The following is a 15757-nucleotide window of genomic DNA, read 5'->3' as shown; positions in this document are numbered from 1 at the left end:
GGATAGCTTATCTGCACATATCGGTCAGCGAATTCGCTGGGCGCGAGGTATGGCACAAATATTTAGGTTAGATAATCCTTTACTTGGCAAAGGCCTTAGCATCCCTCAACGTATGTGCTATATAAATGCAATGCTGCACTTTTTATCGGGCGTACCGCGTATTGTATTCCTAACCGCTCCTCTAGCATTAATATATTTTAATGCATACATTATTTACGCACCATTTATAGCTATATTTATTTATGTAGTACCAACATTAATACAAGTTAAAGCAACAAACTCACGTATACAGGGTAAGTACCGGTATTCTTTTTGGGGCGAAGTTTATGAAACTGTTTTAGCTTGGTATATATTAAAACCAACTACAGTCGCGTTATTTAATCCTAACAAGGGTAAGTTTAATGTGACTGAAAAAGGTGGGCTAAATGATAAAGAGCACTACGACTGGGGTATCTCAAAACCGTATCTCGTATTACTTAGCGTTAACTTAATTGGTATAATATATGGTGTTTTACGCTTAATATTTGGCGATCCATCTCAAGTTGGTGTGTTAATTATAAGCATGTGTTGGGCTATTTATAATATTATAATTTTAGGCGCAGCGGTTGCTGTTGCAGCAGAAGCACGACAAGTTAGGCACTCACATAGAATAAAAGCCAACTTTCCAGCGGGTATTCGATTAGCAAATGGTCATACATTAAAAGTTAAAATTACCGATTACTCAGATAATGGTGTAGGTATTGAAACCGAACACGCTCATTTATGTAGAGTTAACGATAAAGTTGAGCTATTAATGAGCAGAGGTAATAAACAGTTTTCGTTTACAACTTATGTATGTAACACACGAAAAAAACAAATTGGTCTTACTATTAAAGACTTATCGCTCGAAAAACAAAGAGCCTTTATACAATGTACTTTTTCAAGAGCGGATGCTTGGCTTGATTGGCAAAATAACTTTAGACATGACCGTCCGTCATACAGCTTTAAAGAAGTACAAAAAACGAGTTTAAGAGGCTTTAGCAATTTATTGTTTCATGCTCCAAGACCGTTACAGCCTATTATTAAACTTTTTACTCGTTTAGTGATTTACATAAATTCATTTATTCCAAAAAAACCTATAGTGCAAAATAATTATGATCAAAAAGCTGCTTAATACACTCGTTATATTTTTGCTTATTAGCATAGCTTGGCAAACTAATGCTATAGAGCCTATGCACGATAAATCTATGTTCATCAATGGCTATCCTGAGAGCGCTCAAGTTACTAGCTTGCGTCTTGATTTTGAAGCCCTCGGATTTACTGACTATAAGTTGGATGGAATAAACAATAATTCACGTGTTGATTTCACTAACCGTATAGATAAGTTAAGTAAAAATTTAATGCTTAATTTTTCATATACAAACTCACCTTCACTTATTGCTAATGTTTCGCATTTGAAAGTGTATTTTAACGAGAGTTTAGTAACAGTATTACCTATCAATAAACACTCAAGTGTTGTTAAAAACACGGTTAATCATAACCTTGCTCTAAACTCAAAATATATCCAAGATTATAATCAAATACGTTTTGAATTAGTTGGTTACTACGATTTAACGTGCCAAGACTATTTTAGTCGTTCAATTTGGACCGAAATAAACAAATCAAGTAACATTACACTTGATGAGACATCGCTTGCTATCGATAGCCGTTTAGAATATTTACCAGAGCCATTTTTTGATAGTAAAGATTACAGCAAACTTATGCTTCCTTTTGTGTTTGCAACGACACCTAACAAAGAAACAATTGAAGCTGCTGCGACTCTTTCTAGCTGGTTTGGTGCTCAAGCTGATTGGCGCGGTGCTGACTTTCCAGTATTAATAAACAAAACACCTGAACAACACAGTGTTGTGTTTATTACTAATACGTCTAAACCAGACTTTTTAGCTGACTATCCAGATGTAGAAAAACCAACAATAGACATCATTTCTAGCCCAATTAATCGTTATAAAAAAATGCTACTTATTTTAGGTCGTGATGAAAAAGACTTAAAAACAGCAGTTAACGGCTTAGTATTTGGTCACAAAATAATGACAGGTCGAAGTGCTAGTATAGAAGGCGTTAATCAAATACCTATGCGTAAAGCTTACGATGCTCCTCGCTGGCTTAGAGGTGACCGACCGGTACATTTTAGTGAACTAACTGACTACCCAACACAACTACAAGCAAAAGGACTTAATAACGGTCCTATTAAACTAAATATTCGCTTGGCACCTGATTTATTTACATGGCGTGAAAAAGGTATTCCAATTACTTTGCAATACCGTAATACACCTGAAGACGAAACGCTTGATTCACGCTTAAATATGCTAATAAACCAAGAGTTTATTAGTGGGTTCATATTAGAAAGAAATGATTCAGCACTAAGTACAACTAAAACATTATTACCTCTAATAGCTAATAGTGATACAACTCAAAACACTGAAGATTTTTCGCTTGATGGTATTGATTTAGCAAAGCGTAATGAACTTAACTTTGATTTTCGTTTTGCAGTATTAAAAAAAGGAGAATGTGCAGTTGCTCCTCCTGGTGGTGAGTACGGTGTAATTGATGGTCACTCGAGTATTGATGCAAGTGGTTTTGATCACTACATTGCACTACCTGACTTAAATGTATTTGCAAATAGTGGTTTCCCTTTCACTAAATATGCAGACTTACAGCAAACACTTGTTGTTTTAGACAATAATCCAACACCTAAAGCAATCTCTGTATTACTTAACCTAACCGGTCACTTTGGTGCTATTACAGGCTACCCTGGTCACCGTTTAACAGTGCAGCATTTAAATGACAATATTGACTATGATGATAAAGACTTACTTGTTATTACCAAGCATAATACGACTACAAATAACGTAGACGATGGTTCACAAACTAATATTTTACTGCACAATAATCAGCGTGCTATTAAACAAGCTATTTATAATGGTGCTTATGACGATGATGACGCAGAAAAAATACAAATTAATGTGAAAAGTAGTGGTGATATGGCCGTTATAACTGGCTTTCAATCTCCATTTGATTCAGAGCGTTCAATTGTTTCATTAACAGCAACCACAAATAAGGCTTTTACTTTATTAGATAATGCCTTAATGAGTTCTGAAAGCTTAGAGCTAATTAAAGGAAGTGCTGCAATAATTAACACTCAGGGCATCAAAACCATCAAAACAGATAAACAATACTTTGTTGGTCATATACCTGTACATACACTTATTTGGTTTCACCTATCTGATCACCCATTTATATTGGCGCTACTTTCAATTTTAGTGTTGCTTTTAATCTCATTTATTTTGTGGCGATTATTGCAAGCTCTTACTTACAAACGTTTAGCTGAAGGAGATAAATAATGAAGTCTGTAATTTATGCATTATTTTTAGCACTTAACTTATCTTCCTTTGCCGCAAGTGCACAAGTTGAACAATGTGCCCCTTGGCAAGGATGGAGCACCTTTAAAAGTAACTTTATCAGTGAAGATGGTCGTGTAATTGATTTAGGAAGTAAGCAAAATATAACTACTTCTGAAGGTCAATCTTACGCTCTCTTTTTTGCCTTAGTCGCAAATGATAAAGCAATGTTTGATTTAGTACTCGATTGGACTCAAGAACACTTATCAGAAGGTGATTTAAGTACGCGGTTACCTGCATGGCAATGGGGTGAAGATAATAATAGAGTAGGTACTATTTTAGATTCAAATCCAGCATCCGACTCAGACCTTTGGATTGCATACAGCCTATCTCAAGCAGCTATTTTGTGGGACGAACGTCGTTACAGCATTTTAGCTTCAGTACTTGCACAGCGCGTTATGCGTGAAGAAACAGCTCATATTCAAGGTCTTGGCTTAACACTACTACCTGCACCATCTGGATTTGAATTTGCTAATGAACAGTATAAATTAAACCCAAGTTATTCACCGTTATTTATATTCCAACAGTTTAGCAAGCTATACCCTCATTCACCGTGGCAACAACTACACGATAGTTCAGCTAAATTAATACTAGAGACAAGTAAAAAAGGCGTCAGCCCTGATTGGATTATGTATGGAACAAATAAAGGTTTTTACTTTGATAAAAAAGTAACTGATGTTGGCAGCTATAATGCAATACGTGTTTATCTTTGGGCGAGTATGATGGCTGATGATGCTCCATATAAAAAAGATCTTGTTAAACAATTTACTCCTTTTATTGAAACGATTAAAAATCGAGGTTATGTACCATTAAATACATACTCGCAATCGGGTAAATCAGAGGATAAGGGTCCAGTTGGCTTTAATGCTGCTTTACTTCCTTTATTAGCAAGTCAAAACGATAATGCTTTAGTTATGTCTATACAGCAAAAGTTAATGGTTGATAGCTCGTTTAGTCAATCTCGTTATTACGATAGCGTACTTAATTTATTTGGTACAAGTACCTTAAATAAACGCTTTTTAATTTCAGCAGACGGAACACTGCAGCCAAAGTGGAGCTCTGAATGCCGTTAAGGGCTGCCTTAGTTTGTGCACTAACATTGAGTCCAATGTTAAGTGCCAAAACAGTAAACGACATTGATACCAAGTCGGTTGAATGGCTATTAAGCCAGATAAATATTGGTGAAGCACAGCAAAATAAAAAGCTTATTGAAGATAGCTTACAAAAGCTAGTTGCTATAGCCCCTGCCCGCATTGAAACTCAATGCGCGTTAGCACGCCATTACTTTACCAACGACGATGTTAATAAAGCAAACCAGTTACTTAGTAAAGTAGATAATGGACTTTCTAAACAGCATCCGTGTGTTAAAAAACTCAGAGTTATATCTCGGGTTGAAGGTAAAGATAAAGCACAAGTTCAGCAAGCAAAATTACTTGCTCGTGCAGGGCAATACGTACAAGCACGCCAAATATACAATTCTCTTTTTAAAGATATATACCCAACTCTTGACTACGAGCTTGAGCATTTAAGTTGGTATGCACAAGATAGTGCTCAGTGGTTAGGCGTAAAGAAAGGGTATGAAGAGCTATTAAAGCAATACGCTAATATCGGAAAAGTTGAAATAGCCTACGCACGTCACTTATTAAGACGTAAACCTAATGATAAGAAAGCCATTGATATTTTAAGTACATACGCTTCAACTTCTCATTTTAATAATGATGTAGAAAACATTTGGTTAAGCGCCCTGTCTAATATGTCTATTAGCAGCAATACCGAGCAGCAGTTTCAGCGTTATTTCACACTTTACCCTTTTAGTAGTAAAGGTGAATTACAATATCAAGATTTCAAAAAGGTTTTAAAGGATCGCCAAAAATTACTTGCCGATCCGGCTTATCAGCTTTGGGTTAAAGGTGATGCTTTACTTGAAAAAAATAAGCTCAATGCAGCTGAACCCATATTATTAAAAGCGCTTAAGGGTCGCCCTGAAGATGGCGCTATAATGCGCAGTTTAGGCACTCTTTATCTACGCTCTGGAAATAATCAAAAGTCTTACCAATACTTTACACTCGCACAAAAATTCACTGCTGATTTTGGTGAGCGTGAAACATTAAAAGATTTAGCTAAAACGGCAAAGTTTTGGCTTTATATCCGTCAAGCTAAAGATGCAATAAGTAGCAGTGAATTTAAAATAGCACAGTTAAAGCTTAATTTAGCTGATGCCTTGGAGCAAGACCCAAGCACTGTTTTATATAATAAAGGATTACTAAAGTTTTATCAGGGTCAATACTCTCAAGCAGCTAACATTTATAGAGTTGTATTAAAAAGTGATCCTCTTAATAAAAGCGCTTTATTAGGGTTATTAGAAATTGCAGAATTAGAACAAAAAGAGCAATCTCTAAAATCATTTTACAACAGTCTCTCTGCTTCACAAAAAAGCTTAATACAACCATCATATCAAGTTTCTATCAGTAGCAGTTTACGTGCAGAAGCGACTTTATATTCACAAGCTGGTGAGTTAGATAAAGCAGAAAAAACATTAAAACATGCCATTGAGTTAGCGCCAGAACAACCATGGTTATACTACGACTTAGCTTTTATTTATCAGCAAAAAGGCCTTACCAAACAAGCTCGTTCTTTGTTTAATAATGTATTGTGGCAGTTTCCTCTAGATTCATCACTACGTTATAGCCACGCGTTATTTTTACGCTCGATTGATGATTATCAAGGCGCTATTAATACTTTAAAGTTCATTCCTGTTAAAGCCAGAAACGAAGATATAATTGCCTTAGAGCAACAGTTACAGCTTAGCGAGTCACTTGCACAAAGTGAGCGTCATCTAAATACAAAAAACAAAGCGACTGCCATTTACCATCTGAGCAATCTAGAAGCTCAACCTCTAACACCAATTATGCAAGCTGAGTTATCACGCAGCTGGCATAGAATAGACGAAAAGAAACATGCTCTTAAGCTACTCGAAAAGGCACTAGTGGCTGAGCCAACTATTTCAGCATATTGGCATATGCTCTTTGGGGAATGGGTATTAGAGCAAGGTGATGAAAACTTAACAACACAATGGTTTAACCAATATATATTACCTGAAGCGGCTTCAGAGAGTGAAATCGCACAATATGTACAGCTACAAAATAGTTATATAGGTCAGTATTATAATGGAAGTGATTTGATTGCTAAGCTTAATCAGCTTGATCAAAAATATAAAAATTCACCAGCAACAACAACTGCATTGATTAATGCAAACTTAGCACTTGAACAACGCGAAGCCGCTATTATTATATACAAACAAAAAGTACAAAATAAACACGTTATTGAACCACAAGCATTAATGGCAATAGCTAAAGCTTACAGAGAGCTTGGCGATGACTTTCAAGCTAAAAAAGTAACGCAACAAGCTATTACTCAAACTACGTCTCAAGAAAACTATTTACAACGCCAAATTATGTCATCGCTAAATGAGTTTAATTTCTCTGGCGATGCTCTTTATTTAGCTGAGCAATTAGTTAATAAGTCGCCTAACGATCAAGAGCTACGTTATTTAGCGGCGCAAGTTGCAGATAAATTCAATGAAAACGAGCAAGCACAAAACTGGTATAAGCAAACGTTGTCACCTAATCAAACTTTAAGTGACAAAGAACTTTATAGCACGCTTGCTCGCGTAAACGATGATGACCCTTGGTATGTTAATGGGGCAAAAAGAGAACTAATAACACAACAAAATAAAAACCAAGCCTATATTGCAATTGGTGTTAATTTTAGTGGTCAAACTAGCACTGAAAGCGATGCAACACTTGGCGCAGGCTTAGTTCCTATAGAGGCTTATTTTCCACTTTGGCAAGGTCAGGGTTTTGTAAAGGTAGACCCAACAACTATTAGTGCTCAAACTACGCGTTTTGACGAACAATTTGCGGGTAGTCGCTATGGTCAAGGTGCTTTGTGCATATTTACTTGTCCTTTAGATGAGGTAAGTCCTGAAGCAACCGGTGTCGATATCGGATTTGGCTGGCAAAACGAAAACTGGCGCTTTGATTTAGGCACTACTCCGCTTGGCTTTTTAATTGAAGACATAGTGTGGGGTATTAATTATGCAGATAGCTTTGGTGACTTTGGATATAGCCTTGAGCTTGAGAAGCGCCCTGTTACCAGTTCGGTACTTTCATATTCTGGGTTAGAAGATGTAAGAACAGGTGAAGTTTGGGGCGGTATACGCTCCACTGGTATCACGGCTAATATTTCACATGATTTAGGTGGCGATTGGGGCTTTTGGTCAAGTGCAGACTTTCAGCTTTACAAAGGTCAGAATGTTAAAGACAACCAACGGTATCGCGTTATGGGCGGTACTTACTATCGCGTGATTAGTAATGAAGAGCGAGAGTTTACTGTCGGCGCGAGTTTATTACACTGGGCTTACAAGTATAACTTAAGTGAAGAAACATTCGGACACGGTGGTTATTACAGCCCGCAAAATTATGTAGGGTTATCTATTCCGTTAAGTTACGACGCTCGCTGGGGTAATGATTTTGTGTATCGTTTAAAAACCGGTATTTCATATTCACAAACAGACACCCAAGCAATTGACTTCTTCCCGAACGATCCTGATTTACAAAATGAAGCGTTTATCAGGCAGCTTGAAACAGGTGTAAATCCATCATTCGAAAGCGATAGCAGCTCAGGTGTTTCATATAATCTTGAAGGTAGCTTTGAATACAGAGCCACACCTCACTGGTCTTTTGGTGGCTACTTAGCAATAGATCGTTCTGATTTTTATGAACCGAATTTTGGTCAACTCTATTTACGTTATTACTTTAATCCGGTATACGGAACATTAGAGTTCCCAGGCACACCAATAATTCCTTACGCTGATTTTTAAACTATTGCACGGTGTTTATGACAACCACCGTGCAATACTTCCCCTCGCACAAAGGTCTATGTATACTAATGCGCAATTGTAGCTAGGATAAGGGTGTGACTCTTACCTGATGGTATAACAGCCATACAGCAAATCATTATCTTAGATACAAATAAATATACTGATGGTCGAGCAATTTAGCCTTTGAAAAAATTAGGCTAATTTTGCTAAAGCAAAAAATTATAAGCCCATCATAACAATAATATGAATTAGGAAGTAAATATGAGTTCAGCTCCAGATAGTGGTTGGTTTGGCCACCCTAAAGGACTTTCAACCTTGTTTTTCACTGAAATGTGGGAACGAATGAGTTATTACGGTATGCGAGCTATGCTCGTATTATTCATGACCGCAAGCTTACAAGAAGAAGGCTTAGCTTTTACTGTAGCATCTGCTGCAGCAATTTATGGTTTATACACAGGCGCAGTATACTTTTTAGGCTTACCAGGTGGTTGGCTAGCTGACCGTTTATTTGGTGGTCAGAAAGCGGTTTGGTACGGTGGTATAATTATTATGGTTGGCCATATTATTTTGGCTATTCCTCATGATTATTCATTCTTCATTGGTTTAATATTTGTAGCAACAGGTACTGGTTTACTTAAGCCAAATATAAGCGCCATGGTTGGTCAGCTATACAGCGATTCTGATGAACGTCGCGATGGCGGTTACGCTATTTATTATATGGGTATCAACTTAGGCTCTTTAATTGGTTACTACGTTTGTGGTTACTTTATGGAAAATGTAGGTTGGCACTGGGCGTTTGGTGCAGCAGCTGTTGGTATGGCTATTGGTTTAGTGCAATATAAACGTTCACTTAACAACTTACCTGAGCATAGTGCTCTACCAGCTAACCCATTAGGACCAAAAGGTACTTCGCGTGCATGGGTTGGTATTGCTGCATTCGTAATTATTGCAGCTGCAATCACTACAGCCGCAATGACTGGTGCACTCATAATTGACCCAATAACTGTTGCAGGTTACGTTGCTGTTGTATTCACTATTATCTTTTTTGTTTATTTTGGTCTTATTTATTTTAACGGTAAATTAACAGATGCTGAAAAACAAAGAATGTGGGCACTATTTTTAGTATGTATCGCATCAGCATGTTTTTGGTCTGGCTTTGAACAAGCCGGTTCATCTTTAAACTTATTTGCTCGCGATTACACTGACCGCCTTATCGGTACTTTTGAAATCCCTACAACATGGTTTCAATCATTAAATTCTTTGTTTATTATTGTTTTATCGCCATTTTTTGCAGCTCTTTGGATTAATTTATCTAAAAGCTTAGTATCGCCTAGTTATAGCGTTAAATGTGCTCTTGGTTTAATTATCATGGCATCGGGCTTTTTAGTTATGTTTATGGCGGCTCAGTATGCAGCTGAAGGTCTAAAAGTAGCGCCTTACTGGCTTGTTACCACTTACTTTTTACATACTGTGGGTGAACTTTGTTTAAGCCCTGTAGCGCTAAGTGCCGTAAGCAAGTTATCGCCTAAACGCTATACAGGTCAAATGATGGGTGTGTTTGTATTAACTTACTCTATCGGTAATATCATTGCAGGCTTACTTGCTGGTAATTTCGACCCGAATAAAGTTGAACAAATCCCTAACTTATACTTACAAATTGCATTATTTAGCATTGGTGTTGGTATTGTTTTAGTACTAATGACATTTAAAGCTAAAGTATGGGAAAAACAAGGTTTATCAAACGAATAGTTTTTTAAATTAAAAACGCCCTCCTCCCTTCATATAAAAATATATGAAGGGAAATTTACTCATTCATCTTTGTTGCTTCCTTTGTTAACTGGTATTATGTGTTAATTGATCATTGAATACATATCAGGGCAATAGTCCATGCAATCATTAACTTTTACTCAAAAGAGTTTACTTTTCTTTTTCTCATTATGTTTAACTGCCTGCGGTGGCGGTGATGATGTAACTCTAAATCCAAATGATCCCGTTGAGCCTACACCATCTCAATTGAGCATCTCTAACACCTCTGGTTTATCTGTTGTACTTGATGATGGAAATTTCGAACTCAACATTTCAGCCAATGCTGTAACAACCAATGCAGAACTCACCTTCGAAAAGTTATCTTCCGCTGAAGAGAACCAAAGTGAGAATATAGTTTCTGGTACGTATTTACTTTCACCTAGCACTATTACATTTTTTGATTCAATAACGATTACTATAAAAATACCCGAAGACTATGAATTAGGTGGTCAGCTATTTATTGCCCGTTTAAACGGTAATAGTTGGGAAACTGTTAATAACTCAATCGTGTCTGAGGGTTTTGTTAGCGCACAAGTAAGTACATTAGGCACATATGCAATACAATTACAGCGCAAGGAAGCCTTTGCTGATATTGGTCCTACATGTGATATTAATGCCACAGAGCAATCTGTTAGGTTTATTCACGTTGCAGATATGCATGCCCGCTTTGGTTACAAAGAACAACTTTTTAGTCGTATTAAGGCATATCATAAAAAAGCACTTAGCGAGTCGCCGTATACATTATTTACTGATGGCGGCGATGATTACGAAAAAGGAACTGTAGCAGAGCAAGTCTCACAAGGGCTCGCTACTGATGAAGCAATAAAAGCGATGGCTTTTGATTTGCGTGTATTAGGTAATCATGACTATGCATGGGGACCTGAAAAATTACTTGAATTTTCAAAAGACGAAAACGCGATTGTTCTTGCTAGTAATACTCGTTACGAAGGTGCTCAGGCACAAGATTTTGACGGTGTAGACTTTGCTAAAGTACAAGTAGGTTGTATTACTTTTGGTGTACTTGGTATGACGTCTGTACCATGGAATGAGCTCGACAAGCCATTCGATGACGAACCAATCCCTGATTTTATAAAACAATTTAAAATGAGTTGGAAGTGGCAACAAGTTGCACAGAGTATTGTAAGTCAATATAGAGATGATGTTGACTACATGATAATGCTGAGCCATTTAGGTAAAGGCACCGATGTTGAAATAGCAACCAATGTTACAGGCATTGATTTAGTGCTTGGTGGTCATACTCATGGCGGTGAAGAATTAGTTGAACTCGATAATGGCTCTCTAGTTATTCAACCTGATTTTTATGCTCGTGGCGTTACTGATTTAAACTTAGTTTTTAATACTACCGATAAATCATTAAATCGTTACGACTATCAAACTGTAGATACAGAAACATCTATTGAACCTGACGAAGATACTAAACAAGCTATCGATGTAATTATGGGGCGTTACGCACCTGATGCTCAAACAGAAATAGCTATTTCAGAAAACTATCCGAATGCTCAAGAGCTCGCTGAAATCACAGCTCTAGCAGCAAAGCACTCAAGTACAATTATTGCGGCACTGCTTAACCCTGAATTAGTACAAAAACGTTGGACACCAGGCACACTTACTCAAGAAGACTTTCATAAAGCATTTTATGTTGAAAGGCAGCCTTCAAACACACCAGGTTTTAATTCTTTATATCAAGTAACCGTAAGTGGCACAGACTTAAATAGTATGTTTGCCAGCCAACCAGACTGGTTTTTACTAAAGCCAGAAAATGTTCAAGCAACAACTAATTACGATGTAGCATTATTTAAAGGCGCGGCGCTTAATCCTGAATTATTTTTTAACGGTGTTACCTTTACTAATATAAAACCGATTGCCGAAGCATGGTGGCTACTTGATCAATACGCACGCTTTAGAACAACTCAGTGTCTTCACATCGATACAGATACACAACTTAATGCCTGCCAAGATGACGCGAATGTCACTATTTGGAATTTTGACGACCCAGAAAACCCATTCACTCCTGACTTTGGTCCATCTGTATTAAGCTACTTTGACCCAGAAAATGAAAACTGGGGACCAGAAGAAACAGTATACGACACAACCACAGCACTCAATATTGCAGATTTAAATGATGGTCCTTCTGGCGTTATGGCTTTTTCTCGTCATGCACCAACAGAAGGCTTATTAATTAATTTAAATACCGCAGCAAATGGTGATTTTAAAAATGAAGGCTTAGTTTCTGACTACACAATAGTTATGGATATAAACTGGCCATTAGGTACACAAGATATCTACCGCGCTATAATNCGATACAGAAAATTACGCTACAGATGATGCCGATATCTTTGCAAGCCCAGACGGCGGCTATGGCGAAGCAACCAGCAGCAGTGGTTACTTTGGTACAACAGAGCCTGATAGTTGGCACCGTGTTGCTTTTGTATTTTATACCGCACCAACAAATGGCGTATTTGAAATATACGTTGATGGTGAATTTGCAGGCGTTAAAGAAGAAGGCGAGATAAATCGCCGATGGGCACTTAATAAAACAATGCTATTACTGACTGATAACAACTACGAAGCCCGACCTGGTTATTTAAACGCATTACTTTATGCTGGTCGTGCAATGACACGTGGCGAAATAAAAAGTATGGGAAGTGCGCAGAAAAAACTTAACTATGAGCAAGCAACGCGAACACTAAATCAGACCATTGAACGTCATTACAAAACAGCCCCAGCTATTAAAACTAACTTATGGATAGAACAGAGAAACAAGTTTTTCAATTCTCATAGTGAAACTGTAAATAATTAATTACAAAAAAGGTAAGTTTTATACAAATACTGAAGAGGTTTAGATATACCTAAACCTCTTTATTAATTTAAAAATAACAATTAAAATCAATAGTATAAGATAAACATTATCGTATTATTAAAACTCTAATACACTTAAATTAATGTCATCTGTATTTCAAAAAAGCAACTTGCGTGTAACCGTCCCATTAAATTTACAAACTCGCTACGTACTAAATAACACCTCCCTCTTCCCCAAATCAAAAATCTGGTTGATTATCTACTGCAATATGACAACAACACATAATCGCAGTGCTTAATTGCGGGAGTAATAATAATGAGTGAAGTAAATAATTATTTAGGTTTAGTTGGTATCGAGTTTACCGAATACGCAACACCTGATGCTGATTACATGGATAAAGTATTTACTGATTTTGGTTTTTCAAAACTAAAAAAATTCAAAGGTAAAGACATTGTTTATTACAACCAAAACGACATTCATTTTTTATTAAATAATGAACGTGAAGGATTTTCTGCCGAATTTGCTAAAAGTCATGGTCCTGCTATTTGTTCTATGGGCTGGCGTGTTGAGAATGCAAAAAAAGCATTTGAAACCGCAGTTGAGCGCGGTGCAAAACCAGCAACCGATTCAACTCATAAAAATCTACCTTACCCTGCAATTTACGGTATTGGCGATAGCCTTATTTACTTTATTGAACAATTTGGCGACAAAGGTACTATTTACGAAAGTGATTTTGAAGACTTAGAAACGCAAAGCGTTGTTGAAGATAAAGGCTTTATCCGAATCGATCATTTAACTAATAATGTTTATAAAGGCACCATGGAAAAGTGGGCTAACTTTTATAAAGATGTATTTGGTTTTACCGAAGTACGTTACTTTGACATTAAAGGTCAAAAAACGGCGCTTATTTCGTATGCACTTAAATCACCATGTGGCACCTTCTCTATCCCTATTAATGAAGGTAAAGGTAACGATAACAATCAAATCGACGAATACCTTGGTGAGTACAACGGTCCTGGCGTTCAACATTTAGCATTTTTAACAGATGACTTAGTAGGCTCTCTTGATAAGCTTGATAAATCAACAATTGCAACGCTCGATATTATTCCTGAGTACTATGACACTATTTTTGACCGTGTACCTTGGGTTGCAGAAGACAAAGAAAAAATTCGTCAGCATCAAATACTCGTAGATAGCCAAAGTGAAAATTGCTACCTATTACAAATTTTTTCTAAAAATTTATTTGGTCCAATCTTTATAGAAATGATCCAACGCGTTGATGACGGTGGCTTTGGTGAAGGTAACTTCCAAGCATTGTTTGAATCAATCGAACGCGATCAAGAGCGTCGCGGCGTTTTATAATATATTTGAGTAGATTAAAAGCAGCGATATTCGCTGCTTTTGTCGTTTTAGTATTTAAAAAGTATTGCGCTAAGTACAAGTATGATTAAATAAATTGCACCTTGTCGCTATATTGTAAAGTCCAAAGGAAATGTAATGAGCCTAATTAACGAAACCCATAATATTAATTTAACTAGCTGGGTTGAGTCAGCTAATGTTGCAAATTGTGACTTCCCTATTCAAAACTTACCATTTGCAGAGTTTCGACTCAAAGGCACCAATGAGGCTTTTCGTGGCGGTGTTGCAATTGGAGATCAAGTAATTGACTTGGCACAACTAAGTAAACTCAATATATTAACTGGTGATGCACAAATAGCAGCAGACGCAGCAAGTGAATCAACACTAAACTCATTTATGAGCTTAGGTCAGCAATATTGGTCAGCATTGCGATTGGCGCTTTCAAAAGCTCTACGAGTAGGTTCTGGGCATCAACAAGCACTTAGCAGCACTTTTGTACATCAATCTGATATTGAATTTTCTTTGCCTTGTCGTATTGGTGACTATACCGACTTTTACACATCTATTTATCATGCAACCGCTGTGGGTCGCTTATTTCGTCCAGACAACCCGTTACTGCCAAACTATAAATGGGTTCCGATTGGTTACCATGGCCGCTCTTCATCTATTGATGTATCGGGTCAAACGTTTCATCGCCCAAAAGGTCAAACTAAAGCGCCTGATGCAGAAGCACCATCATTTGGTCCATGTAAACGTCTCGATTACGAACTAGAAATTGGTATTTATTTAGGCAAGGGTAATGCATTAGGTGATGCAATCGCTATCGAAAATGCTGAAAATCATGTGTTTGGCTTTTGTGTATTTAACGACTGGTCTGCACGGGATTTACAAGCGTGGGAATACCAACCATTGGGTCCATTTTTAGCTAAAAACTTTGCCTCAACTGTATCTCCTTGGATTGTGACAACAGAAGCATTAGCACCATATAGAACAAGTTGGACCCGTGATAAAAACGACCCGCAACCTATGGATTATTTAGAGTCAAAAGCAAACCGAGAGCAAGGTGCTTTTGATATTCAAATGGACGTTAAAATTCAAACACAAAAAATGCGCAGCGAAGGTCATAACCCAACACGTGTATCAACATCTAGCTTTAAACACTCTTATTGGACTGTCGCGCAAATGGTTACTCACCATACTGTAAATGGCTGTAACTTTATGCCAGGTGACATGCTGGGGTCTGGGACTCAATCTGGTCCAACGCATGAAGAGGCAGGTTCCCTACTTGAGCTTTCTCGTGGCGGCAAAGAAAAAATAACTCTCAGTAACGGTGAACAACGCAGCTTTTTAGAAGATGGCGACAACGTTATTATGCGTGGCTGGTGTGAAAAACAAGGATATGCACGAATTGGCTTTGGTTCAGTAGAAAGCAAAGTACTTCCAACTAAGTAA

7 protein-coding genes and 1 pseudogene are annotated in these 15757 nt (G+C 37.3%); all 8 read left to right on the top strand.

Features of this window, described 5'->3' with window-relative positions; genetic code table 11:
• Nucleotides 1-1153, top strand: a 1153-nt coding sequence (locus L647_RS0118015) for a PilZ domain-containing protein (RefSeq protein ID WP_024612279.1), incomplete at its 5' end; no start/stop codon positions are given.
• Nucleotides 1134-3380 (top strand): cellulose biosynthesis cyclic di-GMP-binding regulatory protein BcsB, encoded by a 2247-nt coding sequence (bcsB, locus tag L647_RS0118010; protein WP_024612278.1) that lies wholly within the window; start codon nt 1134-1136, stop codon nt 3378-3380. The genes L647_RS0118015 and bcsB, both read left to right, overlap by 20 nt.
• A complete protein-coding gene (gene bcsZ, locus L647_RS0118005) occupies nt 3380-4510 on the top strand; it encodes a cellulose synthase complex periplasmic endoglucanase BcsZ (RefSeq protein ID WP_024612277.1) in 1131 nt (376 codons plus the stop codon). The genes bcsB and bcsZ overlap by 1 nt, the downstream gene beginning before the upstream one ends.
• Nucleotides 4501-8319, top strand: coding sequence for a cellulose synthase subunit BcsC-related outer membrane protein (locus L647_RS0118000; protein WP_024612276.1), 3819 nt, complete (start codon nt 4501-4503; stop codon nt 8317-8319). The genes bcsZ and L647_RS0118000 overlap by 10 nt, the downstream gene beginning before the upstream one ends.
• Before the next feature lie 261 nt (nt 8320-8580).
• Nucleotides 8581-10068: a peptide MFS transporter gene (locus L647_RS0117995; protein ID WP_024612275.1), complete on the top strand. Its 1488-nt coding sequence runs from the start codon at nt 8581-8583 to the stop codon at nt 10066-10068.
• A 138-nt stretch (nt 10069-10206) separates the two neighbouring features.
• Nucleotides 10207-12946 (top strand): annotated as a pseudogene (locus L647_RS01000000124530) (metallophosphoesterase).
• Between the two features lie 315 nt (nt 12947-13261).
• On the top strand, nt 13262-14308 hold the full coding sequence (hppD, locus tag L647_RS0117985; protein ID WP_024612274.1) for a 4-hydroxyphenylpyruvate dioxygenase: 1047 nt from the start codon (nt 13262-13264) through the stop codon (nt 14306-14308).
• A 135-nt stretch (nt 14309-14443) separates the two neighbouring features.
• The gene (fahA, locus tag L647_RS0117980; RefSeq protein ID WP_024612273.1) at nt 14444-15757 is read left to right on the top strand and encodes a fumarylacetoacetase; all 1314 of its coding nucleotides are present in this window, start codon (nt 14444-14446) and stop codon (nt 15755-15757) included.

It is taken from the genome of Pseudoalteromonas sp. TB64 (assembly GCF_000498095.1).
In the GTDB taxonomy this organism is placed as follows: Bacteria; Pseudomonadota; Gammaproteobacteria; order Enterobacterales; family Alteromonadaceae; genus Pseudoalteromonas.
The sequence above is the reverse complement of the archived record's forward strand: the minus strand, read 5'-3'. Positions and strand labels throughout refer to the sequence as shown.

Bases quoted from the DNA above. Each gene is read 5' to 3' on its own strand.
- hppD (WP_024612274.1), top strand. From the start codon at position 13,262: ATGAGTGAAGTAAATAATTATTTAGGTTTAGTTGGTATCGAGTTTACC.
- bcsB (WP_024612278.1), top strand. From the start codon at position 1,134: ATGATCAAAAAGCTGCTTAATACACTCGTTATATTTTTGCTTATTAGC.
- fahA (WP_024612273.1), top strand. From the start codon at position 14,444: ATGAGCCTAATTAACGAAACCCATAATATTAATTTAACTAGCTGGGTT.
- bcsZ (WP_024612277.1), top strand. From the start codon at position 3,380: ATGAAGTCTGTAATTTATGCATTATTTTTAGCACTTAACTTATCTTCC.
- L647_RS0117995 (WP_024612275.1), top strand. From the start codon at position 8,581: ATGAGTTCAGCTCCAGATAGTGGTTGGTTTGGCCACCCTAAAGGACTT.
- L647_RS0118000 (WP_024612276.1), top strand. From the start codon at position 4,501: ATGCCGTTAAGGGCTGCCTTAGTTTGTGCACTAACATTGAGTCCAATG.